Source organism: Lewinella sp. (assembly GCF_050633125.1).
Lineage (GTDB): Bacteria > Bacteroidota > Bacteroidia > Chitinophagales > Saprospiraceae > Lewinella.
Genome location: NZ_JBOEFX010000122.1, coordinates 59,578 through 85,539 on the forward strand (window position 1 = coordinate 59,578; position 25,962 = coordinate 85,539).

The 25,962-nt window shown below is 42.8% G+C and carries 19 protein-coding genes; 10 read left to right on the top strand and 9 right to left on the bottom strand.

The features are described 5' to 3' along the window. Positions 1–71: 71 nt before the first annotated feature. The 3 genes from ACRBG0_RS23930 to folE form a co-directional block, all read right to left on the bottom strand. Complete coding sequence (locus tag ACRBG0_RS23930; RefSeq protein ID WP_431489364.1) at positions 72–599, bottom strand: YqgE/AlgH family protein; 528 nt, start codon at positions 597–599, stop codon at positions 72–74. 44 nt (positions 600–643) lie between these two features. Beyond that, positions 644–1,522 carry an ACP S-malonyltransferase gene (fabD, locus tag ACRBG0_RS23935; protein ID WP_431489365.1) on the bottom strand — a complete coding sequence of 293 codons (879 nt, stop codon included), beginning with the start codon at positions 1,520–1,522 and terminating at the stop codon, positions 644–646. Between the two features lie 157 nt (positions 1,523–1,679). Further along, entirely contained in the window at positions 1,680–2,276 is a 597-nt protein-coding gene (gene folE / locus ACRBG0_RS23940) for a GTP cyclohydrolase I FolE (protein ID WP_020535725.1), read from the bottom strand. Positions 2,277–2,413: 137 nt separating this feature from the next. On the opposite strand from folE, the gene ACRBG0_RS23945 reads away from it, so the two are divergent. Together ACRBG0_RS23945 and ACRBG0_RS23950 are read left to right on the top strand one after the other, a co-directional pair. Then, a complete protein-coding gene (locus ACRBG0_RS23945; protein WP_431489366.1) occupies positions 2,414–3,484 on the top strand; it encodes a sensor histidine kinase in 1,071 nt (356 codons plus the stop codon). A 53-nt stretch (positions 3,485–3,537) separates the two neighbouring features. Continuing rightward, positions 3,538–4,281 (top strand): LytR/AlgR family response regulator transcription factor, encoded by a 744-nt coding sequence (locus ACRBG0_RS23950; protein ID WP_431489367.1) that lies wholly within the window; start codon positions 3,538–3,540, stop codon positions 4,279–4,281. Between the two features lie 153 nt (positions 4,282–4,434). Here the strand turns inward: ACRBG0_RS23950 and ACRBG0_RS23955 are convergent, their stop codons facing one another. From ACRBG0_RS23955 to ACRBG0_RS23965, 3 genes are read right to left on the bottom strand one after another with little or no spacing between them, the layout of a single operon-like run. Continuing rightward, positions 4,435–5,976: an acyl-CoA carboxylase subunit beta gene (locus tag ACRBG0_RS23955; protein WP_431489368.1), complete on the bottom strand. Its 1,542-nt coding sequence runs from the start codon at positions 5,974–5,976 to the stop codon at positions 4,435–4,437. Positions 5,977–6,014: 38 nt separating this feature from the next. Then, entirely contained in the window at positions 6,015–6,563 is a 549-nt protein-coding gene (locus ACRBG0_RS23960; protein WP_431489369.1) for a hypothetical protein, read from the bottom strand. 4 nt (positions 6,564–6,567) lie between these two features. Then, positions 6,568–8,796, bottom strand: a complete 2,229-nt coding sequence (locus ACRBG0_RS23965) for a tetratricopeptide repeat protein (RefSeq protein WP_431489370.1) — start codon at positions 8,794–8,796, stop codon at positions 6,568–6,570. A 233-nt stretch (positions 8,797–9,029) separates the two neighbouring features. Between ACRBG0_RS23965 and ACRBG0_RS23970 the strand changes: the two genes are divergently transcribed. Continuing rightward, complete coding sequence (locus ACRBG0_RS23970; protein ID WP_431489371.1) at positions 9,030–10,238, top strand: pyridoxal phosphate-dependent aminotransferase; 1,209 nt, start codon at positions 9,030–9,032, stop codon at positions 10,236–10,238. Between the two features lie 91 nt (positions 10,239–10,329). Here the strand turns inward: ACRBG0_RS23970 and ACRBG0_RS23975 are convergent, their stop codons facing one another. Next, positions 10,330–12,483, bottom strand: coding sequence for a T9SS type A sorting domain-containing protein (locus ACRBG0_RS23975; RefSeq protein WP_431489372.1), 2,154 nt, complete (start codon positions 12,481–12,483; stop codon positions 10,330–10,332). A gap of 194 nt (positions 12,484–12,677) precedes the next feature. Between ACRBG0_RS23975 and ACRBG0_RS23980 the strand changes: the two genes are divergently transcribed. Beyond that, positions 12,678–14,090, top strand: coding sequence for a hypothetical protein (locus tag ACRBG0_RS23980; protein WP_431489373.1), 1,413 nt, complete (start codon positions 12,678–12,680; stop codon positions 14,088–14,090). Positions 14,091–14,233: 143 nt separating this feature from the next. Beyond that, the gene (gene ggt, locus ACRBG0_RS23985) at positions 14,234–15,961 is read left to right on the top strand and encodes a gamma-glutamyltransferase (RefSeq protein WP_431489374.1); all 1,728 of its coding nucleotides are present in this window, start codon (positions 14,234–14,236) and stop codon (positions 15,959–15,961) included. On the opposite strand, the gene ACRBG0_RS23990 is transcribed toward ggt, so the two are convergent. Then, positions 15,958–16,416 (bottom strand): type I restriction enzyme HsdR N-terminal domain-containing protein, encoded by a 459-nt coding sequence (locus ACRBG0_RS23990; protein ID WP_431489375.1) that lies wholly within the window; start codon positions 16,414–16,416, stop codon positions 15,958–15,960. The genes ggt and ACRBG0_RS23990 overlap by 4 nt on opposite strands. A 190-nt stretch (positions 16,417–16,606) precedes the next feature. Here ACRBG0_RS23990 and ACRBG0_RS23995 point away from each other — a divergent pair, with 190 nt between their 5' ends. Next, positions 16,607–18,619, top strand: coding sequence for a LysM peptidoglycan-binding domain-containing protein (locus ACRBG0_RS23995; protein WP_431489376.1), 2,013 nt, complete (start codon positions 16,607–16,609; stop codon positions 18,617–18,619). A 100-nt stretch (positions 18,620–18,719) separates the two neighbouring features. Further along, positions 18,720–19,486 (top strand): CNNM domain-containing protein (locus ACRBG0_RS24000; protein WP_431489377.1); only part of this gene is annotated, 767 nt, incomplete at its 3' end. 345 nt (positions 19,487–19,831) lie between these two features. Here the strand turns inward: ACRBG0_RS24000 and ACRBG0_RS24005 are convergent. Further along, the gene (locus ACRBG0_RS24005) at positions 19,832–20,776 is read right to left on the bottom strand and encodes a carbohydrate kinase family protein (protein WP_431489378.1); all 945 of its coding nucleotides are present in this window, start codon (positions 20,774–20,776) and stop codon (positions 19,832–19,834) included. Positions 20,777–20,880: 104 nt separating this feature from the next. Here ACRBG0_RS24005 and ACRBG0_RS24010 point away from each other — a divergent pair, with 104 nt between their 5' ends. The 3 genes from ACRBG0_RS24010 to ACRBG0_RS24020 all read left to right on the top strand — a co-directional run bounded on the left by ACRBG0_RS24010 (position 20,881) and on the right by ACRBG0_RS24020 (position 25,816). Then, positions 20,881–23,406 (top strand): glycoside hydrolase family 31 protein, encoded by a 2,526-nt coding sequence (locus ACRBG0_RS24010; RefSeq protein ID WP_431489379.1) that lies wholly within the window; start codon positions 20,881–20,883, stop codon positions 23,404–23,406. Positions 23,407–23,559: 153 nt separating this feature from the next. After that, positions 23,560–24,861, top strand: coding sequence for an AAA family ATPase (locus tag ACRBG0_RS24015; RefSeq protein WP_431489380.1), 1,302 nt, complete (start codon positions 23,560–23,562; stop codon positions 24,859–24,861). An 88-nt stretch (positions 24,862–24,949) separates the two neighbouring features. Then, on the top strand, positions 24,950–25,816 hold the full coding sequence (locus ACRBG0_RS24020) for a hypothetical protein (protein ID WP_431489381.1): 867 nt from the start codon (positions 24,950–24,952) through the stop codon (positions 25,814–25,816). The last annotated feature ends 146 nt before the right edge of the window (positions 25,817–25,962 follow it).

Consider the following 25,962-nt stretch of genomic DNA (forward strand, 5'->3'; position numbering starts at 1 on the left):
GTAAGTGAGGGATTAAAATTAAGGATATCCAGTTTCGATTCCTTAATTAGGCCTAATCCCTCGAAAGCAAGTTAATTCCACGTAAAATCTTCAGGTACTTGAGCAATTACCGTAAAGGTATTTCCTTTGTTCGTCATAATGGATTGCCATAAATCTTCTGGCTTGAGTTTAAACACATAGTTAGCATCCATCTTGGCCAAGAGCCAGGAACCGTAGTCTATTTCATCAAGGAGTTGCCCGTCAGACCAACCTGTGTAACCAATAAAAAAACGAATTTGAGAAGGCTTTATCAGATCGGAGTGAATCAGAAACTTCAACTTTTCGAAATCTCCTCCCCAATAAACCCCCTTAGCAACTTTTACACTATCCTCTAATAAATCTCCAACACTATGAAGGTAATGGATAGAATCTACCTGAACAGGGCCTCCAAAGAAGACTTCCGAATCAAACTCCGGAAAATCATCAATTAAATCATCAATTTTAGTCTGGAGTGGTTTGTTGAGGATAAAACCTACACTACCTTCTGCCTTGGTGTGGTCGCACAACAAGACTGCAGCCCGCTTGAAGTTAGGGTCGATCATGAAAGGTTCTGCTAACAAAACTTTCCCACGTTTCAAAGATGTTTTCGACGTGCCCATATTTACTATAAGCTACTACTATCCAGCTTCCGGTCGATACGACGGATAAGCCCTCTTAGTACACTTCCTTTTCCTCCAGCCTCAACAAATTCAACATAACCATCCTGTGCCATTTGCTGTACTGTTTGAGTCCAACGAACAGGAGCAGTCAATTGCTTTACCAGGTTTTCCTGAATAACAGCAGGATCAGTATGAGCTTGAGCGTCTACATTCTGGTAAATGGGGCACCGTGGAGCCTTAAAGTTTGTGGCTTCAATCGCTGCTGCCAATTTATCCTGAGCTGGTTGCATCAAAGGAGAATGAAATGCACCACCTACTACGAGAGGAACCACTTTCTTCGCGCCAGCAGCAGTCAATTGCTCACTTGCTGCCTCTACCCCAGCAATACTGCCAGAGATCACCAACTGGCCCGGTGTATTGTAATTAGCAGGAACGACAACATCACTAATACCTGCACATATATTTTCTACGACTGCATCCTCTAAACCGATTACAGCAGCCATTGTACTTTCTTGCAATTCACAAGCCTCTTGCATGGCTAGGGCTCTAGCATGCACCAAGCGCAGGCCATCTGCAAAATCCATAGCGCCGGCAGCTACTAATGCTGAAAACTCACCAAGGCTATGCCCTGCTACACCTTCTGGTGCAAAATCGTCACCTGCTAAAGCCACTTTTATCACCGAGTGTAAAAAGATGGCAGGCTGCGTAATTTTGGTTTCTTTTAGTTCTTCTTCCGTGCCTGTAAACATGACATCTGAAAGGCGAAAGCCTAACAAATCATTGGCTTGCTCAAACATTTCTTTGGCAAGAGGGTGTTCGTCATAAAGATCCTGCCCCATCCCCGTAAACTGGGCTCCTTGCCCTGGAAAAACATAAGCTTTCATATTCTTGATATTGCGCAAAAAATAAATTGAGCGTTCGCTTCGCGGCTACTTCGTGGTCTTTTGGGTTTTCCAAATAGTAGGTACGCTTAAAATGAACCACTTAGCCTACTTTTTGAAAAACGTTGACTCAATTTATTTTTGTGCTGTTCCTTAAAATTTAATGCAACTTGGCATTGATCAGATTCAAAAATTCATTGCGTGTTTCTACCTTTTGGAATTCTCCGGTAAAAGCAGACGTTGTTGTGACAGAGTTCTGTTTCTGAACACCACGCATCATCATACACATGTGCCGCGCCTCAATAACGACAGCAGCCCCCTGTGGTTGCAAAGTGTTTTGGATACAGTGCAAAATTTGGTCCGTAAGCCGTTCTTGTACCTGCAACCGGCGGGCAAAAACATCAATTACACGTGGTATCTTACTCAAGCCAACAATATAGCCATTAGGGATATACGCTACATGTGCTTTACCAAAAAAAGGTAAAACGTGGTGTTCACACAAAGAGTACAATTCAATATCCTTGACAATTACCATCTCGCTGTAATTCTCCCGAAACATTGCAGAGCGTAAGATCTCTTCTGCATCTTGCTCGTATCCTTGTGTTAGAAACTGCATCGCTTTAGCAGCTCTTTCCGGTGTCTTCACAAGTCCTTCTCGGGCGACATCTTCTCCTAAGTCACTAATGATATCACCATAGAACGCCTGCAACCGTGCTGTAACATCATCATCGTATTCCTCGTGGTGCTTGTAGGCCATAATAGCTTGTTTAAAACACAAAGCTAAGGAAAAGTTAGCCCTTTTAAAGCCTCCTTGTCCGATCAAGACTCAAATTAATCTAAAAAATGAAAGGGTTATTCAGAGGCTGTACTAACTTTACGACGAAATACTTAGGGATGAAGTTATTTTTATTGAGTTCAAGTTTTGCAAATAGCTGGAACAGCTCACCTTGGTTGGCCAAGGCTGGGCGTATTGCCTACCACGGTGTATTCTGGGTGGCACTGTTTGCCTTTTTACTATATTTTGATGACTCAGGTCTTAGTACACCTGATCGTTGGTTGAATGAGTTCATTAATTTACTCTTTTATGCGCTTATCGTTTATTTCAATCTTTTCTATCTCATCCCCAATTATCTTACCAAAAAGCGGTTCCTGACTTACTTGCTGCTGCTACTAGCCGTTACCTTGATTTTGACGCCCTTGAGGGTCATCTTTCTATACTTTCGCTTTAGTGGTTTTCCTCAGCTTCAAAATACCTTGCTTGGCAATCTTGACCTTTATTTCTTGCTCACTTTTACCATAGGCGGCGGGTCAACCATTTTGCAAATTGTTACCGATTGGTTTAAACAATTGCGAGAAAAGCAAGAACTGGAAACCCAGACCATGCAATCGGAGTTACGCTTTCTGAAAAGTCAGATCAACCCCCATTTTCTATTCAACACACTGAACAACCTTTATGCATTAACGCTAAAAAAATCAGACAAAGCTCCCGATATTGTTATCAAGCTTTCAGAGATGATGCGGTATATGCTCTACGAGTGTAATGAAAAAAGGGTACCTCTTTACAAGGAAGTCAATTATTTGAAAAATTACCTGGACCTGGAGCAATTGCGACAGCACGATAATATCCGGATTAATTTCAATGTCGATGGGCACGTAAGTGACCAGCAAATTGCTCCCCTGCTTTTTATTCCATTTTTGGAGAACAGCTTCAAGCATGGTCTTAATACCCAGCTAAAAGATGGATTTGTAGATATTCACCTTCAGGTAGAACAAAAATCTGTTGATTTCAAAATAGAGAATAGCAAAGGACAAACCATTGCCAACCCTGATAATCGCCCAAGTGGCGGGATTGGCTTGGTCAATGTCCGCAGACGTCTCAATCTACTTTACCCCGACCACTACCAACTACGGGTCAGTAATACGCCGAATACTTTCGCCGTACATTTGACCATTGAGTTGGAATGACTATATTGAATTTTATTAACGAAGTGAAAATAACCCGCTAAACAATCACCGTTATGATAAACGTACTTATCGTTGATGACGAACCTCTTGCTCAAGATGTCCTAGAGACCTATATTGAGAAAATGCCAGACTTGAATTTGGTTCAAAAGTGTAATAACGCGCTTGAAGCCAACGAAGCACTCAAATCCAACGATATTGACCTGATGTTTCTCGACATCCAAATGCCACAACTTACCGGAACGGACTTTTTGCGTTCTCTTGTAAACCCACCAGTTGTTATTTTCACTACGGCTTACTCCAACTACGCAGTTGATGGCTTTGAATTAAACGCTCTTGATTATCTCTTGAAGCCAATCTCACTAGAGCGCTTTTTGAAAGCTGCCAATAAAGCAATCACACAAATTGAGCTAAAAAAAGCAGCAGCAGGCGCGAGTTCCCCCAAGGAGGAACCAGAGATTCAAGCTGAAGCTGATTTCATGTTCGTGAAAGCCGACAAGAAACTGATAAGGGTTTATTATGATGACGTTGTATACATTGAAGGACTGAAAGATTACGTCATCATCCGCCTCAAAGATACCCGGATTGTTACGCTACAAACGATGAAAAGCCTGGAACAAAAACTTCCTTCAGCTATCTTTAAGCGTATCCACCGATCTTACATAGTCAACCTGCATAAGATTGATGCATTAATGGGCAACATGGTCGAGGTTAAGGAAAAAGGGCAGGTAAAACATTTACCTGTTGGCAAGAATTATCGGGATGAATTACTGGAGTTAATCAACCAGAATAGGCTTTAGCACTAAAGGTCAAGATTTTGCGCTATACGTATTATTTATATGTATATTTTTTATATCTTAGCAAAGTCTTAGTGCTTCAACCTTTTTAATCCCATGAACATGTCAGGAAGCCGGCCCTTTTGGCCGGCTTCTTTGTTTTACAGGAGCATCAGGTTATAAAGGAATATTCCCATGCTTTTTCTTCGGCAACTTCTTAGCCTTGTTTTCCAACATAGCAAAGCCTTTAATTAGCTTACGACGCGTATCTCTTGGATTGATCACCTCGTCTACGAAGCCGCGTTCGGCAGCGAGATAAGGGTTCGCAAACTTCTCTTTGTACTCCTCTTCTTTTGCTGCCAGCATTGCTTGCTTATCGTCTGCTGCCATGATTTCTCTCCTGAAGATAATTTCCGAAGCACCCTTTGCTCCCATTACGGCAATTTCTGCTGTTGGCCAAGCATAATTAAGGTCAGCCCCAATGTGTTTGGAGTTCATCACATCATAGGCGCCACCGTAGGCTTTGCGAGTAATTAAGGTAATACGTGGCACAGTAGCTTCGCTGAAGGCATACAGTAATTTTGCGCCATTGACAATAATGCCATTCCACTCTTGGTCAGTACCAGGCAAAAAGCCAGGAACGTCCTCTAGTACAAGCAATGGAATATTAAAGCAATCGCAAAAGCGTACAAAACGAGCCGCTTTACGAGAAGACTCTACATCGAGTACACCGGCAAGGCTTAAAGGCTGGTTGCCAACGATCCCAATACTTCGCCCTCCCAGGCGAGCAAAGCCAACGATAATATTATCTGCATAATGCTCATGGATTTCAAAGAAAGAAGCATCGTCCACAATTCCACTTACAACTTCCCGCATATCGTAAGGCTGCTGTGGGTTATCAGGCATCAATCCCGCCAGATCTTCTCTCAACTCGTCACCTAGCGTAAAATCAACCTTGGGCGCTTGCTCTTCACAGTTTTGTGGAAGATAGCTTAGAAGCGTTTTGACTTTTTCCAGGCAATCAATATCATTGGCTGCCGTAAGGTGAGTAACTCCAGATTTGGTAGCGTGGGTCATCGCGCCACCCAATTCTTCCGCGGTTACTTCCTCATTGGTAACTGTTTTTACCACGTTAGGGCCTGTTACAAACATGTAACTGCTCTGCTCTACCATGATGGAGAAATCTGTCATAGCAGGAGAATACACCGCACCACCAGCACAAGGGCCCATAATGGCGGAAATCTGAGGAATAACGCCTGATGCCATTACGTTGCGATAGAAAATATCCGCATAACCACCAAGTGACTTAACCCCCTCCTGGATACGTGCACCACCAGAGTCATTTAAACCAATAACCGGTGCGCCATTTTCCATGCCGAGGTCCATAATTTTACAGATTTTCTCAGCATGAGTTTCCGACAAGGAGCCTCCAAACACTGTAAAATCCTGGGCATATACATATACCAGCCGGCCATTAACCGTACCGTAGCCGGTAACGACACCATCACCAGGGATTCGTTGTTTTTCCATACCGAAATCAGAACTTCGGTGCATGACCAGTGCGCCTATTTCTTCGAAGGAGCCTGGGTCTAGAAAGAAATGTACGCGCTCACGAGCTGTGAGCTTCCCTTTTTCATGTTGAGTAGCAATACGTTTTTCCCCTCCACCAAGTTGAGCTTTGGCGAGTTTGTCTTCCAGCAGTTGCAGTTTCTTTTGCATACTTATTTTGGTTGAGCTGTAATTATCGACTTGAAAAACTAATTAAATATTTTACCAATTCGAGCAGCATGTTTTTCGATTTGCTGCTCAATGATGGTATTAATTTTGTTTTCAAGATCTATGTCTTGTGGTTTAGCGGTAAACACCTGGTAGAACAGGTAGTTCTGTCCAACTTGCTTTCCTTTTCCACGTTCATTTTTTTCAAGACGGGTTTGCCAAATGCTTTGTTCATGAGGAGGGTAAGCTATGACAAGAATGACACAACCATCTTCATGAAAACGATCTTCGTAGCGATAAGCTCCCTGTTCCCGGTCCAGTCCTTTTTCAAAATAAAAACCGGCAATACTGTACCGTTCCTGTGCCTCTCTGCTTTCTAAAAAACTCTTGGTATCAGCTGTAAAACCGTCTAGCCGAGAGTATACTTCTTCCATATCCGAAACCTGCAGTCGAATATCATTGAAAAAATCATAGAACACTTGACGCTTAGGCGAAAAGGAAGCGGCCACCCGATCATCTGTGCCACAACCTAAAATCAAAAACGTGATAGCGACAATAAAAGTGAAACGAAACATCAGCATATTTTTCATAAATCTAGAATTGGGCAGCAGCATTACGATAGCGATTAGCATTCTCCATATCTCCCTGCTCTTCAAAAATTGTGGCAATGCTTAAATAAGCCTGTTTTAGCTTTGGGTTATATTCAATAGCCTTGCGGAAATTATTAAAAGCAGTTTCTAACTCCTTACGCTGTTTATATATTTCCCCAATCCAATAGTAGGCCATTGCATTCTCCGGGTCAACTTGTAGTAGATGATTGAAGGTATTTAAAGCCTCCGGACCATTGTTTTTAGTAAGGTAGGCATAGCCTTTTAGGTATAAGGCAGTCTCGTTATCGGGTGCTATCTCTAGTGCTTTCGCCGCAGAGGTTAGCGCCTGATCACCGTCTCCTATACTCACTTGGGCAGAAGCCAGACCATTCCATCCTTGTTCATTGTCAGGATACTTGGCAACTTCTTGCTGAAAGCGTTGAATTGCTTGAGGGGCTTGCCCTGCTTTTAGTAGTGCTTCGGCCTGCATAGCAAACTGATCAGGATCGTACTCTACTACTGCCAGGGGCACGCCATTCGCTTCGATGCGATGAACGGTCTTACTGGTAGGCCAGGTATTGTTTCTCAAATGCGGCCCACGGATAAACCGGCTGGGGAAAATACCATAATCCCACGATTCAGAAAACCGGCGGTGATACCGGATATATTGAATTTTAACTTTTTTCTTGTAAGACAAATCCAATTGACGGCGCACATTGTAAGGGAAGGTTGTTCCTATCGTCAATGTGTCCATCCCAGGGTGCAAAATACCTTCGTCTTCCATCCACTCCACGGCCTGACGAGAGCTTAACCCCCAATAATCAAGTTCGTATTGACCAAATGCGCCTTTGATGCCTCCTGCCAATGGGTTGAAGTAAACATAGGCAAGGGCTGGATTACGAGCGGTAAACAATAAAGCGTCTGCTGAAAGCAATACGACAATACCAATGATTGCAGGACCTGCCCATTTGGTACGAGGGGTAAATCGCTGTGCCAAGTATTCAAAACCGAGTGCTCCCAAGACCAAGACTGTTGGGTAAATGAAAAGCAACTGGCGCCAACCATCATAAAGCGCACTTTCCTTAAACATGATATATGCCAACGGGAAAATGGTTACAAACAAAAGCAGCACAACAGGAATAACCCCATGCTTTTTCACCAATCCCGAGAACGTAAGTAAACTCAAAAAGAACCCCGCTATTACCGAAAGAGCTACACTAATTCCTAACCACACCAGTGGATACGAAGAAGGGATGCCGTCGGAAAACATATTTTCGCCACCAAAAAGGATGATAATTCTTACCGCATAATTAGAAAACAGATCAAGTGCCTCCTTCGTGTGTTCAAGCGGTGCCTGCAATGCATAAGGCCAAAAGAGTAAAGCTAAGCCAAACCCTACCAAAGTACTCCCGATCCAGTAAGCAGCATAAGTCAAAAACTGCTTAAATTCTCCAGCAATTCCTTTCACGCCGTAGCGCAAAAGAAAATCAATACCGAGGAATAACCCGGAATAACAGAAAATCAGAATTCCGCCAGCACGTGTAGCGGTAGCTAAAGCAGCCCCCAATACAAAACCCAAGGCATCCTGCCAACGTGGACGAGGCATAGATAATAGACAGCGATACAAATAGAAGGCTCCCATAAGGTAGCCAGCTGCAAAGGGAATATCTTTAGGATTCATGACACTGTGCCCCAATAAACGTGGACTGGCCAACATCAAGATAATGGCCAAGATTCCCGCACGGACGCCTGCCATTCGGCGGCTCCAACCTGCAACAATCACTAGAATAAGTACACCAAACAACGCATTTAAAAGGTGCCGTACCCGGTGATATGAAGGGCCAGGATGATACCCCAGCATTCTGTTAACCGAACCACTTACCAGCTCGAAAAAACCACCATAAAATTTATTAAAGCGCTGACTGCTGGTATCGTCTTCGTATAGAGCAGCCTTGTCTCCGCCTCCACTGGCATAGTAATCAACTAATTTCTCGGAATAATCGTCTTGGAATTTTTCATCTGCGTTTATACCTGTTACCAACGCCAAGCCTAACAAAGTCACCACACTAAGCGCTAACAGCCCATAGTAAACTTTATGCAATGTACCAGAAGAAGCCTCTTCTGATTCGTTCCCATAAGCCCACGCTACCCAATTCCTTCTCGGTTTAGCCTTTTCGACCTTTTGGGGTGCCTTCTTTCCGGATTTCTTGGTGGTTTTCTTTTTCGCAGCCATAACTTTAAGTTAGTCCTACAAAAGTAAGATTACCTCTGGCAAATCGTAAATATTTACGAAAAAGGTACGCGAAGAAGTGGAAGATTCCATAAAAATAAGCCATTGACATTTAGAATAAGCTTAACTTTGCAGCCTGAATTGTTATACTAGCTACAAAGTGGTTGATATTCATTTTTTTGATGGAACACTTAATCACTTTTTACTCGGTACACATCACTTAAAAAAGGAAAAACATGGCAATGGTCAGCACAGAAATACTTTCGCAGACTGTTCTACAGATGGAAGAATCAGCCACCCTTAAAATGGCTCGCATAGCCCGGGAATTGGCTGATCAAGGACACGAAGTTATTAGCCTGAGCTTAGGTGAACCTGATTTCGACACACCTGACCACATCAAGGAGGCTGCTAAACAAGCGCTTGATGATGGTTATACCAAATACACTCCTGTACCGGGCTTGCCGGAATTAAGGAAGGCTATTGTCAATAAATTCAAAAGAGACAATGACCTGACTTTTGACATGAGCCAGATCGTAGTCTCTACGGGTGCCAAGCAGTCCCTTGCTAATATTTGCATGGCAATGCTAAACCCCGGCGACGAAGTCATTCTTTTTGCGCCTTATTGGGTTTCTTACCACGCCATTGTATGCATGAATGGTGCCATCCCTGTACCTGTTGCTGCGGGTATTGACCAAGATTATAAAGTCACAGGCGAACAAGTTGCAGCTGCAATTACTGAGCGTACTAAGCTTATTATTTTCTCTTCGCCATGTAATCCTTCTGGTTCTGTTTATACCCAGGAAGAATTGGAGGATATTGCAGAAGCAGTTGCTCCACATGAGCAAGTATATATCGTTTCCGACGAGATCTACGAATACATCAACTTCACTGGCAAGCACGTCAGTATTGGTACTATTCCTAGTATAAAAGATCGCACCATTACTGTAAATGGATTCGCCAAGGGGTATGCCATGACTGGATGGCGGCTTGGTTATATTGGTGCTCCAACTGTCATTGCAGAAGCTTGTGCCAAAATACAAGGGCAATTTACTTCTGGTGCCAATGCTTTTGCACAAAAAGCTGCTACTCACGCACTAGAAGCAGACATGAGCCCTACTCATGCCATGCGCGATGCTTTTGAAAAACGCCGGCAGGTAATCATTGATGGACTAGAGGGTATTCCAGGAATGAAAGTAAATCGTCCTCAGGGGGCTTTCTACATTTTCCCTGATGTTACCTCTTATTACGGTAAAAAATCAGGAGATTTTGAAATCAACTCCGATGATGATGTCTGTGAGTATCTGCTACAAAAGGCTTATGTAGCTACGGTATCAGGAGGAGCATTCGGTACACCAGGTTGTATCAGAATTTCTTACGCAGCCTCTGAAGAAACACTGAAGGAAGCTATTGAGCGAATTAAAGACGCTTTAGCGCTTTTGGCTTAACATCAACTAGTTTCGCTAGACATAAATAGAGGGTAGTGAGGTTTAAAAGCCCCACTACCCTCTTCTTGTTTTACAATCGTATGCCTGTGTACTAATTTATTTTTAAAAGTAGCCCATTCTGCAAAGCACCTTCCTCGCTGTTAAGCTGTAGCTGATAAATACCTTTTGGCAAACGAGCAATCTCAATTTCTTCCTCTATAGCCGTGATCTTGATGTTTTGAAGTAACTGCCCCTTCATATTCAAAATACGCAACTCCTCTCCTGCTTGCCAAGCTCCACGGATGGTAGCCGCAGCAGGATTGGGCCAGATACGAAGTGTTGATTCCTGTGCAAGCGACGGAAGTGTACCAACAGCTGTGATTCCCCAGTTTGTTGTTAGTTGGGTAAGTATTTGCACACCATTGTGGGTCATCCAAATAGTCCCTTCTCTGTCCATTGCGGCATAGTAAATCCTGGAGGTGTCCCAAAGACGGTCTGCATGGTCATAGTAATTCCATTGTTCACCATCATAAAAAGCCATTTGGTAGCTACCCGTCATCCAAATCTGACCATTTTCTTCTCTGAAGTGAAGTGGACGATCATCTTCCTCCCAATCATTGGGAAATGATAAGATATCCCAGTTTACACCATCCCACTTACCTAATTCTGAAGTTTGAACATTATAGGTCCATAACTGCCCAGGTACTTCTGCGGCAAAAGAGGTAAAGTAGCTGAAATTCCAGTTTTCAGGTAGGTCAATATTGGTCACACCTTCAGGGGATAACTCCATAATTTCGATTATCCCGTTTCCTAAACGGCTTAAAAAACATTGATTCCCGGTGCCCGGTTGTAGATCAAACACGGTGTTAGCTACTGAAAAGCTGGTCACTTCTTGCCAAACACCATTTTGTAAAGTATAAACATATTGCCCGCCATCTAAAACCCAAGGTGTTCCATCTTCACTGAGGGTAAAGTCACGGATATAGCTATCCGAATTAAAGCCGGAATTCTCAGCATTATAAGTAGCAATCAATTCTCCATCGATCAGGTAAAACAAGGAATTACTTGGCCCCTGTAGCCAGAGTACACCATTTGTTCCAAAATGATAGTCCGAGAAATAATTTTGCGGCCCCAAGTTTGACAGGTCGAGTTCTTCGCCTGTTGTCAGATTGATTAGACTAAAAGCTGTTGATTTTGCCCAAACATTTCCCTCTGAATCATTTTTAAAAATCCATAAATCATCCTCTTCCCAAAGCCAATCAGCAAGATCATGCGCTGGATTGGTGGTGTTAGGGGTTAGTTCATACAAAACGCCGTCGCTGACCCCTAGTCGTTCGCCAGCATTATCAAAGACAAAATCTGGGCGATCTAAGTCAAAAGGCAAATTATCTGTGGCGCTTTCCCATGTGTTATCAGAATATTTGAAAAAAGTATTGTTCCGAGTATACTTCCACAAAGTTCCTTCTTCATCTTCTAAAACAAAACCTTCCGCATTTAACATCATCACAGGTTCACTATCAAAAGGCGAGAAAATGTCCCATTCCCCGTCTTTGTACTTAGCACCTACACCTACATCACTAAATGCCCATAGACTACCATCTGATTGAATATGAAGATCAATATCACTGTAGGCAAAAAAATCAGTCCCCCCTCCATCTGTAGGACTGATGATTTCAAACTCATCACCAGTAACTTTGGCAACAGCGTTTCCTCCAATGAAGATTTCACCCGCAGGAGATTCAATAATTTCCCACACGCTGTGTATCCAATTACTGAAGTAATTCGGCCCGAAATTTTCCCAGCTATTTCCATCTGTCAAACGCCAAAGACCTTGATTGGTGCCAATAAGCAGGCGATTTTGCTGATCAAAAGCCAGCGTGTAAGTAAGAATTGGGTTAAAGCTATTCACCATTTCTTCCGGAAAAGGCATGCTAGCCCAAGTACCGTCAGGTGCCTGAAGAGCCGCACCAATGTCATAAGTGCCTATATAAAGTCCTTGTGTTTGAGGGTTAACCGTAATGGACTCTACTCTATTTGAAGGAAGGTTCCCTGATGCTACCGTCCAGTGATCTAGTAGTACATCTGCATTCTCGTCAAAGACAAAGACGCCTACATCAGTCGCCAATAACAATTCATCATTATGAACCAGCCAGTCATTGACTTGACTGGGTTTAAAAAATGCATGACTGCTTTCAATAACCTGACTTGCAAGAACAAGTGGCCAACATAAAGCTGCGTAGATCGACAATAGTGTTATGTATTTCATCTTAATGATTTTATTTTCAACAAATGTAAGTGGCTAAAGCACCTGAAAACAAATCAAAGTACCACCATTGATTAAATCTCTAAATGAGTTAAAATAACACCGATCTCCTTTATTTACTACCTTTGACTACTATCATTAATTAAAATCTTATAATGAAAATAGCGTCTGACTTTTTATATCATTTGTGCAAAAGTATGAATAAAAGCGAACAGCGTTATTTTCATATGTTTGCGCATATTGGCCAAAAGAAGTCTCCACACTATTACTTGATGTTTGCGATTATCCGAAACATGGAAAATTGGGACGAAGCCATTTTAGACGAAAGTCTGAAGAATAAACCTTTCTACTCGCAAAAAGCGGTCATTAAACATCAGCTTTATCAAAAGCTACTTGATGCACTTCATTGGTATCACCTTGAACAAGATGAAGAGGAAAAAATCAAACGAAAGTTACATCAGGCCTACCTCCTTATTGCAAGAAATTTACCCAAACAGGCAGAGAAGCTTCTTGACAAGGCTATTCAGCTGATAATAGATAAAGAAATATACAATTGCTGGCCAGAAGCTATTCGAATAAAGCAAATGCTGCTAGAGCAATCACTACGCAAAGGCGACCCAATAAAAGCCATCGATAAATGGCAGCGACAATCAACCCTCAACAACAGTATTCTCCAAGAAGAGCAAACGCTTAAGTGGCAAAAAATCCATGCCTACCAGCGGCATTTCTACGGCAATACAGCAGATCAAAACACACAACGCTATCCGGTTCCGTCTGAAACGATCAGTACAATGGGGCAGGCGGATTATCAACAAATGATGGCGCTGCAAGCTTTTCAGGAACAGCGCTTCGCAGCAGCCTATAAGCACAATTTGTTACAACTCAAATTACTTGAGAGTTGCTTAAACGCACATCGCGGCGTACCCAATCGTTACCTCTCGGTATTCTACAACCTCTTGATTGACCAACTTCAACTAGAGGAGTACGAAGAGCTATATAAAGGCTTAGGAAAATTAAGGTCTTTACCTAAACAAAAGTCCTTTCGGAAAATAAAAAACATACAAGTAAAGGCATTCACCTGGAGCTTTCAGCTAGAACTGAATGCATTTTTACAACAGCAAGACTTTGCCAGTGGCTACTCCTTGCTGATTCCCCTAAAGAATGGCATAAAAGAATACCAAAAGGAACTTGGTACTCCGGCACACGCGAGTTTGATGCATCTGGGAGGGCTTTTTGCTTTTCACTATGGAGACTATATCCTAGCGCTTGATTTCCTAACGCCTATTTACCAGCAAAGGCCCGATCTAAAACAGGCTATTTACCGTTATGCCCATTTGCTCTACTTATTGGCTCATTATGAGACGGGGAACTGGGAATGGCTGGAAAACACTCTGGTCAATAGCAAGCGCCAATTTCGGCAAGCTGGCATTCCTCCAGAAGACATGGATAACTGGCTACTAGAGTTCCTGAAAATATTGATACAAGCCAAGCCAGGTAAAGAATTATCTAACCAGCAAGCGTCTATTTTAGAAAAGTACGATGCCAATGCTCCTATTGAAAAATTCTTGCATCTACGAAATTGGCTCACCAAGAAAGAAAAAGGGCAATAGATTATGTTAATGGTCCCCACCGTTAACCCTTACCTATTGCCCATACTATGGAAATAAGAATTGATTATTATCTTACTCCCTGTAAATGTCATCCCATGTTCAGCTTCATCTTCTCCAAAGAAAAAATCAAGCCTTCAATAGCTATGAATCCAAGAACCATACCAACTTTTTCAAGCCATACCATTATTCTATTGGCTATTGCCCTTTTTCTGAGCAGTTGCAGAACGGAACCTGCCGCTACTTACTCGGCGGAAAAACGTGGAGAATACCCCCATGCTGCTGTTGTTAGTGGCCACCCTTTAGCTTCTCAAGTTGGCAACGACATTTTGGAGAAAGGTGGAAATGCTGTAGATGCAGCTGTGGCTGTACAGTTTGCCTTGGCCGTTGTATACCCTCGTGCCGGCAACCTTGGTGGTGGTGGTTTTTTAGTTTATCGTGGCAATGATGGCAGTACCGATGCACTCGATTATCGAGAAAAAGCACCAGCAGCAGCCAGCCGCGACATGTACCTCGATAGTTTGGCCAATCCCGTCGATGGCCTCAGTACCAAAGGACACCTTGCCGCAGGGGTGCCAGGCACCGTAGCTGGGTTAGCCGCTGCTCACGAGCGCTATGGAAAGCTCCCTTGGGAAGATTTGGTGCAGCCAGCAATTGAACTTGCCAAAAATGGCTTTCCTGTTTCAGTAACAGAGGCCGATCGGCTCAATGGTTTCCAAGAGGCATTTCTGGCGTTTAACACCAAAGAATGTCCATTTGTAAAAGAGCTGTGGCAAACAGGTGACCTGCTCATTCAAGCTGACTTAGCTGCCTCCCTTAAGCGTATCAAAGCAAAAAAGGCGGCTGGTTTTTATCAGGGAGAAACAGCTAATTTGATCGTAAAAGAAATGCAAAGCGGCAATGGAATGATTACTGCCGAAGATTTGGCCAACTACGAGCCTTCTTGGCGGCAAGCTATTACGGGTAATTATGATGATTACAAAATCATCTCTATGCCTCCTTCTTCAAGCGGTGGAGTTGCGCTACTACAAATGCTCGGGATGGTAGAGAGTGCCCCCCTCAACGAATACGGGTTTCATAGTACGGCAGCTACACACCTCATGGTAGAAGCAGAACGCCGTGCTTATGCTGATCGCTCGGAATATTTAGGAGACAGTGATTTTTACCCAGTGCCATTGGATTCCCTCATTGATGAAAACTACCTCCACTATAGGATGGATGATTTCCAGCCAGACAGTGCCAGCATCAGTGATCACCTCGCGGCGGGGAACTTTGTCAACATGAAAGAAAGTTTCGAGACGACCCATACTTCTATCGTCGATGCCGAAGGCAATGCTGTTTCACTCACCACTACCCTGAATTCTAATTTCGGATGTAAGGTTGTTGTTGATGGTGCTGGTTTCTTCCTCAATAACGAGATGGATGATTTCAGTATCAAACCTGGCACGCCCAACCAGTTTGGGCTTCTGGGTGCAGAAGCAAACGCCATCCAGCCTGGCAAGAGAATGCTTAGCTCCATGACACCTACCATTATTGAAAAAGATGGCCAGTTGTTTATGGTTCTTGGTGCGCCAGGAGGGTCCACCATCATTACAGCTGTTTTCCAGGTATTTATTAATGTTGCTGAATTTGGGATGCCACTCGATTCTGCTGTTTTTGCACCCCGTTTCCACCACCAGTGGTTGCCAGATCAAATATGGGTAGAGCCAACGGCTTTAGGAGAAGAAGTAAAAAGCGAACTTAGTGCAATGGGCCACCAATTCCGCGACGTCAACCGGATGGCAGTCATCAAAGCTATTCAGCGTTTGCCTGATGGTAGTTATCTGGCTGTCGGTGATCCTCGCAATCCCGATGATGATGTGAGTGGGTATTAAGCCCCAGGGTAAACAGGTAGTTCTTCAAGAAATTCGTAGCTTTCTTTAGAAAAATCTATGGAGCAACAATAAGCCTCTGGCCCATTGCATACCAGTAAATAAGGGACATGAAGAGGCATATTGTAGGTTGCAATCTGGCGAAACACCGACTGGCGTAAGGGAACACTTGGTGCTTTGCATTCCACCAATAGCCAGGGTTCCATTGCTTGATCGAAGATGAGAATATCGCAACGTTTTTGTAAGCCATTGACACTAAGGCCACGCTCAATCGCTATCCTGTTCTTGTTGACACCCAAAACATCTAACAGGTATTGGATCAACAGCTGGCGAACCATTTCTTCTGGTTGCAACACCAGCCACTTATTACGAATAGGATCGCGCAACCAGCGTTTACCATCGTCTTGTTTTACTTCAAGAAGTTCCTGGTAGTGGGTAAGATTTAATCGGAGTTGCACTTAACGTGATAGTATTTTTAAAATAAAAAAGCGTTAAAGTTGTTTAGGTATTGCAATATGACCAATGATTTCATCAAAATCTGACAATTATTACCCATATGACAGCGTTTAAGTTACACCTTTTCCAATAAGTTGTTGTTTAGAAGGTGAATTTGCTTTACCTTTCGCTGTAAGAAAATACATTTTTTCCATGATGCGCAATAGAATCCCATTACTACTCGGTCTTTTTATGGCCTTGAGTATCTCCCTGACTGCCGCTCAGGTCTTTATCCTTTTTGATCCTGCTTGTATGGATCGCCTTGAGTATGATATGAGCAGGCCAGATGGTAAAGGTGACTACCTCGTTTATCACGTTAACATTCGCTCTGGCGAAAAACTTATCCTAGAGGTCGGTGAAGAAAGCTCTCGTGAGCAAAACTACCTCCCCGAACCCTATTTGTATTGCAATAGCGGAGGCTTTGACCAAAGTCTTATGCGCCGAATCAACGCAAATATTGACGAAGTCTACCTTGTTTATCCTAAAAGTGACAAGAAATTCACTATTTCCAGGGTAGCTGTAGCTGCTTACTATTCCAAGAATGGCAGTGTACTTAGCTACGATTCTCCTAAGTATCGTTTCCGTTTTGACACCGAGTTTGGTACCATTGGAGAAAATATCGCAATTAACAACCCAGGTGCTAAAGTCTATTTCGAAGGCCGACTGGAAAATGACTGTACAGGATCTTACTTATTCCGCCAGCTTTCTCCACAATCAGCTTATCCTCTGACAGACTTAGTTGTTACACCAGAATTAGGCATTGTAGAAGAACGGAGTGGAGCCAATGCTTCAGCTGCCGCGAATAACACGATTGTTCTCAATAAGGTAAATGGCCGTTCTGCCGATCGCTACATTCAGGAAGTATGTGGCACGGAGCCTGGATCACAGAAGGCGGTGATCGGCGCACAGCAAGGTGCTGCAAATACTGTTACAAACTATAATGCCAGCAACTCTCGGATTAATCCTCCAGGCAACCTGCCTTCAGGAGCGATTCTTCCCACAGGAAACGTTGTTAATACACCTCGCAATGTGGTTGCCAATACGAACCAACCTACAACTAGTATTATGACAGAAACCACGCCAAGTACCAACGGGCCCTCTACCCATACCGTGGCTTCTGGCGAAACCCTATATGGTATTTCCCGCAAGTACAATGTAGATGTCGCAGAAATAAAGGCATGGAACAACCTTAGTTCAAATACCATTCGTCGTGGCCAAGTATTGCAGGTTGCTCCTGCTACCAGTAATACTGCTCCTGAGTTAGTCAGCCGTGGTTTTGTAAACAACACCAGTCAGCCAACTACCCTATCTGGCGGTCTTGTACCTTATGATCAAAGCAATACCCAGCGGATCATGACGGACAATCAGAACATGCATATTGTTAAACCAGGAGAAACCGTTGCCTCCATTGCTTTGGAATACGGATATACCAGCAAGAAATTCCGCGACATCAATGAGCTTGGCCCTAATGACTATGTAAAAGTAGGTCAGCGTTTGAAGACCACAGATTGTGATTGCGCTACTACGACCACTAACCGAGCAGTAGTTCCAAACCAAACATCAACGACTACAACGCCAAATAGTTACAATGCAACTGGTGGCCGTATAGCACCTTCTACTGACCTTGTAGCACGTACTCCAGCAGCTAGTTCGAATGTTATCAATCCAGGTAGTTCTCAGGTGGTTGTAAGAAATAGCGGAGGGTTGACAAGCTACTCTCCTCCTACGGTACCTGTCACAACTACTAGTCGTAGCGCTACAAGCAATTACAATGCTATCCCTAACTCTTACAATGCACCGGCAGCTAACCGTTCGATGTCAGCACTAGAGGAAAAAGGTAGTTCTCCTCGGGCTATTGGCAATACCACTGACTTCGGCAATCCTGTGGCTCCTGCAAGCACGAACAGAACAGCAACGCCGTCTTCTTACGGTAGCCCTTATCCATCACCTAATACGCCTATCAGTTACGATGCAGTACGTACTTCGCGGCCAGACGAATACTACCAGCCTGCCAGCACTCAACGACGGATTCACGTGGTAGCTTCAGGCGAGAGTCTTTATGGTATAGCCCGTAGATACGGCACGACACCAGAGCAACTTCGTAGACTTAATAACTTGGGACCGAGCGATCCTATTATTGAATATCAGAATCTTTACATCGAGTAGCCTTAGTAGCTATTCCGACCTAAAAGAAAGGGATTTCCGGTAGCGCTGGAAGTCCCTTTCTTTTTTACCTTTGCAATTCAAAATAAGCTAAAAAACAACTATGATACTGCTGTTAATCTATGCTGGCTTAGCGATTATCTTCTCCTTCTTCTGTTCTATTTGGGAAGCGGTGCTATTGAGTATACCAGATTCTTATGCAGAAGCGCAAGCTGCAACTGGTACGGCAAATGGCAAACTACTCAAGGATATAAAAAAGGATAGAGATCAACATATCTCTGCAATTCTCTCGTTAAATACTGTAGCACACACAGTTGGTGCGATTCTAGTAGGAAAGCAGGCTGAAGCCTATTATGGCACCGGGGGCTTCAGTTTTTTTGGTTTATTTGATGTTCCATTTACGGGACTAATAGCTGCATTGATGACCTTAGGTGTACTTATCCTTTCGGAAATTATCCCTAAAACCTTGGGAGCCAACAACTGGAAAACCTTCTCTATTTTCACAGCTAAAAGCCTGAAAATCGTCACCTTCCTGATGACGCCACTCGTGTGGATGAGTGACTTTGTTACAAAAAAAATGAAAGGTAAAGGGCATGGGACAGAGATCAGTAGAGAAGAACTTGCTGCGATGGCCCAAATGGGTACTCGATCAGGTGTTTTTCATGCAGGTGAATCGACAATCATTGATAACTTGATGAGGTTTCATTTGATTGAAACTCGCTCTATTCTAACTCCACGCACCGTCGTAAAGGCCGCTAATCAGGAAATGACTATCCAGGAATTTTATACCGCTAATCCTGAATTGCCTTTTAGCCGGATTCCAATTTTTGAAGGTTCCAAAGACCATATTACTGGCTATGTCCTCAAAGANNATACTAGATCGGTTGGTAAAAAAGGACGGAGAGACCAAGTTAAAGGATATTTCGCGTGCAATAACAGTCGTCAAGGAAGATCAGACTATCCAATCCGTTTTCAATCATCTTTTGAGTACCAAAGAGCAAATAGCGCTAGTTATTGGGCAATTTGGCGGCATGGCGGGGATCATTACCTTCGAAGATGTCATTGAAACACTTCTTGGCCTAGAAATCGTTGACGAACTCGACAATACAGAAGACATGCAGCATCTTGCTCGTCAAAATTGGGAGAAAAGAGCCCATGATTTAGGCATCCTTAATGCTAAAAGGTCAGAAGAAGACAAGCAATAATTTACCAGACTTATTCTTGCTGAAAATCAAGGTAGAGAATCCGCTTATCTACTTTTCCTGGAAGTGGACCAAAATGCTGTAGCTTAATTTCTGCCATGCGTCGGCCTGCAAGTGCACATTGGTACAGGTTATATCCATCAATGTATGCACAAAGGAAACCTGACCAAAAGGCATCGCCAGCCCCCGTTGTATCTACCACCTCAATCGGGCGAGATGGAACAAAATGCTGGCCTTCCTCGCTACTGACAAAGCAACCTTTTTCTCCCAGGGTAATACAGACTGTTTTGGCGCCAAGCCCATGCAAAAAGGATGCAGCGCTTGCAGGTTTATCAATAGGGTGTCCATATAATCGCTCCCAATCCACATCACTAAACTTCACCATTGCACCGTAGCTACAGTAGGTGGCTACAATTTCTTGCGCTTCGGCCTGATCTGGCCAAATTTTAGCAGCATAGTTGGCATCAATACTCAGCTGCCCTCCTGCTGCGGCGACTTTACTGGCCGCGTTTAAGATCGTTGTACGTGCGGGGTCTTTACTCAAGGCGAAACAGGTGGTATGGAATACTTTCACTGCCTCAAGCAAATCATCAGGTAGTTGCTTCTTAGAGATTTGGCAATCCGCCAGGCGATAAGCTTCAAAATTGGAGACCTGTTGAGATTTTGTTACCAAAACCAACGTCGTAGGATAAGGAACTTGATGAACGCCAGAAGTATCCAACGATAAATTATTCACAAATTTCTGCAAATAATCTCCCATGTCATCTTTACCGATACTGGCGACTAAAGCTGCATGCTGCCCAAGGCGGCTAAGGTTACTAGCCATATTGGCAGGGCTGCCACCAACAATACGCTCGAAAGAAGTTACATCATCAAATGATTCCGCATAAGAACTACTGATGAGATCAATCAATAACTCGCCTACTGCTAATACGGAAGGGAAATTTGTCTGGCTCATAGAACTGTTTATATCCTTTAATCTTTACTATTAAAGTCTAGTGATGTGGTGAAAATAGCTACTTTTAGTATTATTGCAAGGCAAAATACAGAAGTGCATAGACAATGGCAAGAAAGACTAAAAAACGAGCCCCCTTTGATCCTGCTCCTCATTTGGTAGCTGATACAGCAACGGAAACCAGTCAACGGTATCCAGATGTTTTCCAGGTAAAGCAAATCAACAAGGTCATCAAGTACCAAAAGATTGATGATAACACTTTGGAAATCACTACCGAAGGAGAGATAAAACTCCGGATTGAATTATGGACAGATACGACTTGGAGGGTTCGATACGCTGTTGAAAAATTTGCTAATCAGCCATCCTATGCACTGCACCCGGATCGAAATCCGAAGTCGGTAGACTTTACTGTCAAAGAGGATAAACAACAAATATTTATTATCTCTGCAAGTATAAGTTGTCGCATCCAAAAAAAGGATTGCCGGATATCCTTTCACACCAAAGACGGCAAAAAAACGATCCTGGAAGAACAAGAATCCTACCTCCAGCGAGCAACGATCCTAGACGGGACGGATCACCTTCGGGTCAGCTTTAAAACAGCCAAAGAAGAAGTTTTTTATGGCCTAGGTGATAAAAGCTGGAGTCTTGATTTGCGAGGCCGCTCTTTTGACAATTGGAACAGCGATGCTTTCGGCTACCACAAAGAAAAAGATCCGCTGTACCGGACAGTACCTTTCTACTACGGCCTGCAAAACGACCAGGCTTATGGCATTTTTTTACACAATACCTGGCGGACTCACTTTGATTTTGATTCGCAAAAAGACGAAACTGTACGCATGTGGGCAGAAGGAGGAGAAATGGATTATTTCTTCTGCTATGGCCCCGAATTGAACCAGGTTGCGCAATCCTACCACCAGCTTACTGGCACACCAGAACTACCGCCATTGTGGGCCTTGGGTTTTCACCAATGCCGGTGGAGTTATTATCCGGAAGCCAGGGTTAGAAAACTAGCGGATACCTTCCGGGAATTGCAAATTCCTTGCGATGCCATCTATCTGGATATTGATTATATGGATGGGTACCGTTGTTTCACCTGGAACCAGGACTACTTCCCAAAACCAGGGGAAATGATTCGCGACATTGCGGAACAAGGATTCCAAACCGTCGTCATGATTGATCCGGGTATTAGGGTCGACAAGGATTACCACGTTTACCAACAAGGGGTAGAGAAAGATTATTTCTGCCGAAGGGCTAATGGTGAGCTTATGCGCGGGCCGGTATGGCCTGCCGACTGTGTATGGCCCGACTACACCCGCGCGGATGTCCGTAAATGGTGGGGCGAGCTATACCGTGAGCTTTATGAAGACAACAGCATCAGCGGTTTTTGGAACGACATGAACGAGCCGGCAGTTTTCAAAGTCAACAGCCTCACTTTTCCTGATCATGTGATGCACGACAACGATGGCCATCCAAGCGATCACAAGCCAGTGCACAACATTTATGGACAGCAAATGTCGCGCGGTACTTATGATGGACTAAAATCTATCAAGCCCGAAAAGCGACCTTTCGTACTCACCAGAGCATCCTTCTCCGGTGGCCAACGCTATGCGGCCGTCTGGACGGGAGATAACGTAGCGAGCTGGGAGCACCTGGAATTGGCCAACCGCCAGTGCCAACGACTAAGTATTTCTGGCTTCTCGCTAGTGGGTACCGACATTGGTGGCTTTGTTAATCAGCCGAGTCCGGAATTGCTTATTCGCTGGCTACAGCTTGGTATTTTTCATCCTGTTTTCCGTGTTCACTCGATGGGCAACAACATTGATGGCGCCGCCGAGGCAGATGCAGATGCCATCAAAGCATCGGAAGCTACCCTGCGCCTGGATCAGGAGCCTTGGGTTTTTGGAGAACCGTATACCAGCCAGGCACGTAAAGCCATTGAGTTTCGTTACCGGCTCCTCCCCTACCTGTACACCAGTGTTTACCAAAATGTACAGCAAGGAACACCAGTTTTAAGAAGCCTCGCTTTTGAAGACCAGACGGATAAAAAGGCACAAAAACGAGAAAATGAATTCATGCTTGGCGACCACCTGCTGGTGAGCCCTGTGGTGAAACCAGGAGTTAAATCTCATAACACTTATCTCCCCAGCGGCGATTGGGTCAACTACTACAATGGAAATCATTACGTAGGACCTCGCAATCACCGGCAGTCCGTAAAGGAAGACACCATTCCTTTATATGTACGTGGTGGGGCTATCATCCCTAATTATCCCGTACAACAGTACGTTTACGAACTAAATATAGAAACCGTGGAACTAAGAGCCTATTACGGAAAAGACAACGTAGAGAGCAGTTTTTACCAGGATGCCGGAGAGGGCTATGAGCATGAGAAAGGGCAATACCGCCATCATAAATACACGACTTCTTCTGGCAAAAACAGCTTCCTGATAGAACAAAAAATCGAAGGTAAATACGAGGGTGATCTATCGGCTTTTGAAATCAAGCTATTTGGCCTTCCCTTTGAGCCACAACAACTGTTTATTGACGGTGTCGCGATTCAGGTTATCGATAAAGAAGGAGATGCTTATGTAATCGTAGCTCCTTCTGACTTTAAGACGGTGGAGGTGAGTGGGTGATTTAGGGAATGTGGAGATGTTTTTCATTGCGTATAAAAGGAGTTAGGCACCATTAAAAATTATAAATATTTGAATTATTAAAATGCTTGTATCTTATTGCATTGTATTATTGACACAATTAATGTATCATTATATAGTAAACAATTCAATTATATGAAAACAAATCAAATATTTACACCGTCACAGCCCGCTAAAATAACATTCATAGACAGAAGTACCGTCAATGATCAACTAGTAGACGCACTTTACACTCCAGGAAAGCAAATCGCAGTCTATGGTTATTCAGGAAGTGGGAAAACTACTCTTGTCAGAAACAAATTAGACCAAGTTTATGAGAGGTACATTTACAGTCAGTGTATGAAAGGTACTACTATTGAGAACCTTTTATTGGATGCATTTGATCAACTTGACCCTTATTATACTAGCGAAAAAAATAACAAAATTTCGAATAGCATCGGAGGAGATATTAGTGCGAAGTATCTAAATATTTCACTAGCGTTGAAGGCAAATTCAAGTGAGGAAAATTCAGGTAAAAAGGAAAGAATCATTCCTCCCCAGTTAACTGCTCAAAATTTGGCTAAATTCATTGGAGCGGTAAATGCTTGTTGGGTAATAGATGATTTTCATAAGGTTGAAGATGAAGAAAAAGAGAAGATAGCTCAACTGATGAAGCTTTTCAAAGATACTTCTTTTGAATTTCCCGATACTAAGATAATTGTTATTGGTGCTGTTGAGACAGCTCGAGAGATCGTCGATTATGATGATGAATTATTCGAAAGACTTGAACAGATTCATGTTCCATTAATGTCTCAAAGGGAACTTTCTGAAATTATTAATAAAGGCTCTTTTTTATTGAACATTGAATTTACCAAGGAATTGAAAAACAAGATTGTCTCTTTGTCTGGTAGCCTTGGGGCTGTATGTCATCAGCTTTGTCTAAATATGTGTTTAAGTAAAGGTATATATGGAAAGCAAAGAAAAAAGATTGTTTTTACAGAAGAAGATTTGAGAGTTGCAGTTGAAAAGTACGTTCATAGTAAATCAGGTACAATGAAGGGTGTTTTCGATGAGGCAGTAAATGTAGAAAGAACAAGAAAGTATAAAAATAATAAAATTATACTGAAGGCTCTAGTCAATTTAGGAAAAGAGTCTGCTAGTCATTCTGAGATTCTTTCAAAAATTAGAGAAGTTTATCAGGACTACCCTTCTAGTAATTTGACAACTTATTTAAAGAATCTTTCGGATTCTAAGAACGATGACGCAATGTTGTATTTAGATGAAAAATCAAAAGAATATTCGATAAGAAATCCTTTCTTTAAGGTTTATGCCACGATGAGATTTAGTCAGGAGGACGGTCTAAAAGAAGATGTAAAGATTAGTATAAACAAAAATGTTGTATCAGGTAGTATTTCAGCCGGAGGTAATATTCATATTGGCGATATATCATATGAATAAGAATACGGTGCCTAACTTTGCTACTACGTCCATGCTCCGCTTCGCTGCGCACGGCGCAGTAGCCGGAGTTCTATGCCATTAGGAAGAAATGAAAATCGAAGATAAAATAGAATTCAAAGTTGAAAACCATAAGTCGAGAATCACATTTGAAACAACAGGTGGTGGTTCTTGGAAAGTATGGGATAGGTTTATCTCATTGGATAAGGAAAAAATGTATCACATCGGTAATGTATGTGGAACTTGTGAATTCTTCTTTATAAAGCAGTCAAAGAGCTTAGAAATTAATTTTAATGAAAAGCACCTAATTGAATCACTGAATGATGGGAATCTTGAATTGACAAAATCGACAGTTAGTGAATTGTCTAAGATAATTCCAAACGGAAATTATTTAGTTCTTAACTCGAGAATTAAACCTGAAATTGTAACCAGTGAAAGCGATAATAACTATTTCAAGAAGGAACAGAGAGAAGCTTGGAGAGATGACTTTGACGAAGAATCTTTGAAACCAGAAGAAACTGAATACAATAATTATTATCGAGAACCTCTTGAGGATTTTGGAAAAATGAAATATGACCATAAAGAAGCATTTTTTAACTTCTTTGTTCCACTATACAAGACAAATGAATTAAACGAATCAAGAGTAGAATTTTACAAAGAAAAGATTTCAAAAGGTGAAAAACCAATAGTTGTTTCAATTGGAGTACTCGATGTTAAGACAAGTGAAGAATATCCTTTGATTAATGGTGAAGAGGTTAATCCTGACTTTGGAACTCATTGGTGTTTGGCAAACTATGTGATTGACGGACACCATAAACTAAAAGCTGCAAGTGAATTAAATCAGGAAATTGGTTTGATAACATTTGTTTCAAGAGATGAATCTTGGAAATTGATTGATGATATGGTGAGTAAATTAACGGGGCAAACAAAGAAGAAATGGCAATTTTGGAAGAATTAAAAACGGCATAGAATCGAGTAGACGGCCCCACCAGTTGTAACTGATGGGGTTGCGCCGGTAGTATTGCATAAAGTGTGTCAGTAGTTTTTCCTAATAATTCAGGTTTAAAGATAAAGAAATAAGAGGATTCCCTCCGGTTCCCTGGC

Bases quoted from the DNA above. Each gene is read 5' to 3' on its own strand.
- fabD (WP_431489365.1), bottom strand. From the start codon at position 1,522: ATGAAAGCTTATGTTTTTCCAGGGCAAGGAGCCCAGTTTACGGGGATG.
- folE (WP_020535725.1), bottom strand. From the start codon at position 2,276: ATGGCCTACAAGCACCACGAGGAATACGATGATGATGTTACAGCACGG.
- ACRBG0_RS23945 (WP_431489366.1), top strand. From the start codon at position 2,414: ATGAAGTTATTTTTATTGAGTTCAAGTTTTGCAAATAGCTGGAACAGC.
- ACRBG0_RS23950 (WP_431489367.1), top strand. From the start codon at position 3,538: ATGATAAACGTACTTATCGTTGATGACGAACCTCTTGCTCAAGATGTC.
- ACRBG0_RS23955 (WP_431489368.1), bottom strand. From the start codon at position 5,976: ATGCAAAAGAAACTGCAACTGCTGGAAGACAAACTCGCCAAAGCTCAA.
- ACRBG0_RS23960 (WP_431489369.1), bottom strand. From the start codon at position 6,563: ATGAAAAATATGCTGATGTTTCGTTTCACTTTTATTGTCGCTATCACG.
- ACRBG0_RS23965 (WP_431489370.1), bottom strand. From the start codon at position 8,796: ATGGCTGCGAAAAAGAAAACCACCAAGAAATCCGGAAAGAAGGCACCC.
- ACRBG0_RS23970 (WP_431489371.1), top strand. From the start codon at position 9,030: ATGGCAATGGTCAGCACAGAAATACTTTCGCAGACTGTTCTACAGATG.
- ACRBG0_RS23975 (WP_431489372.1), bottom strand. From the start codon at position 12,483: ATGAAATACATAACACTATTGTCGATCTACGCAGCTTTATGTTGGCCA.
- ACRBG0_RS23980 (WP_431489373.1), top strand. From the start codon at position 12,678: ATGAATAAAAGCGAACAGCGTTATTTTCATATGTTTGCGCATATTGGC.
- ggt (WP_431489374.1), top strand. From the start codon at position 14,234: ATGAATCCAAGAACCATACCAACTTTTTCAAGCCATACCATTATTCTA.
- ACRBG0_RS23995 (WP_431489376.1), top strand. From the start codon at position 16,607: ATGATGCGCAATAGAATCCCATTACTACTCGGTCTTTTTATGGCCTTG.
- ACRBG0_RS24005 (WP_431489378.1), bottom strand. From the start codon at position 20,776: ATGAGCCAGACAAATTTCCCTTCCGTATTAGCAGTAGGCGAGTTATTG.
- ACRBG0_RS24010 (WP_431489379.1), top strand. From the start codon at position 20,881: ATGGCAAGAAAGACTAAAAAACGAGCCCCCTTTGATCCTGCTCCTCAT.
- ACRBG0_RS24015 (WP_431489380.1), top strand. From the start codon at position 23,560: ATGAAAACAAATCAAATATTTACACCGTCACAGCCCGCTAAAATAACA.
- ACRBG0_RS24020 (WP_431489381.1), top strand. From the start codon at position 24,950: ATGAAAATCGAAGATAAAATAGAATTCAAAGTTGAAAACCATAAGTCG.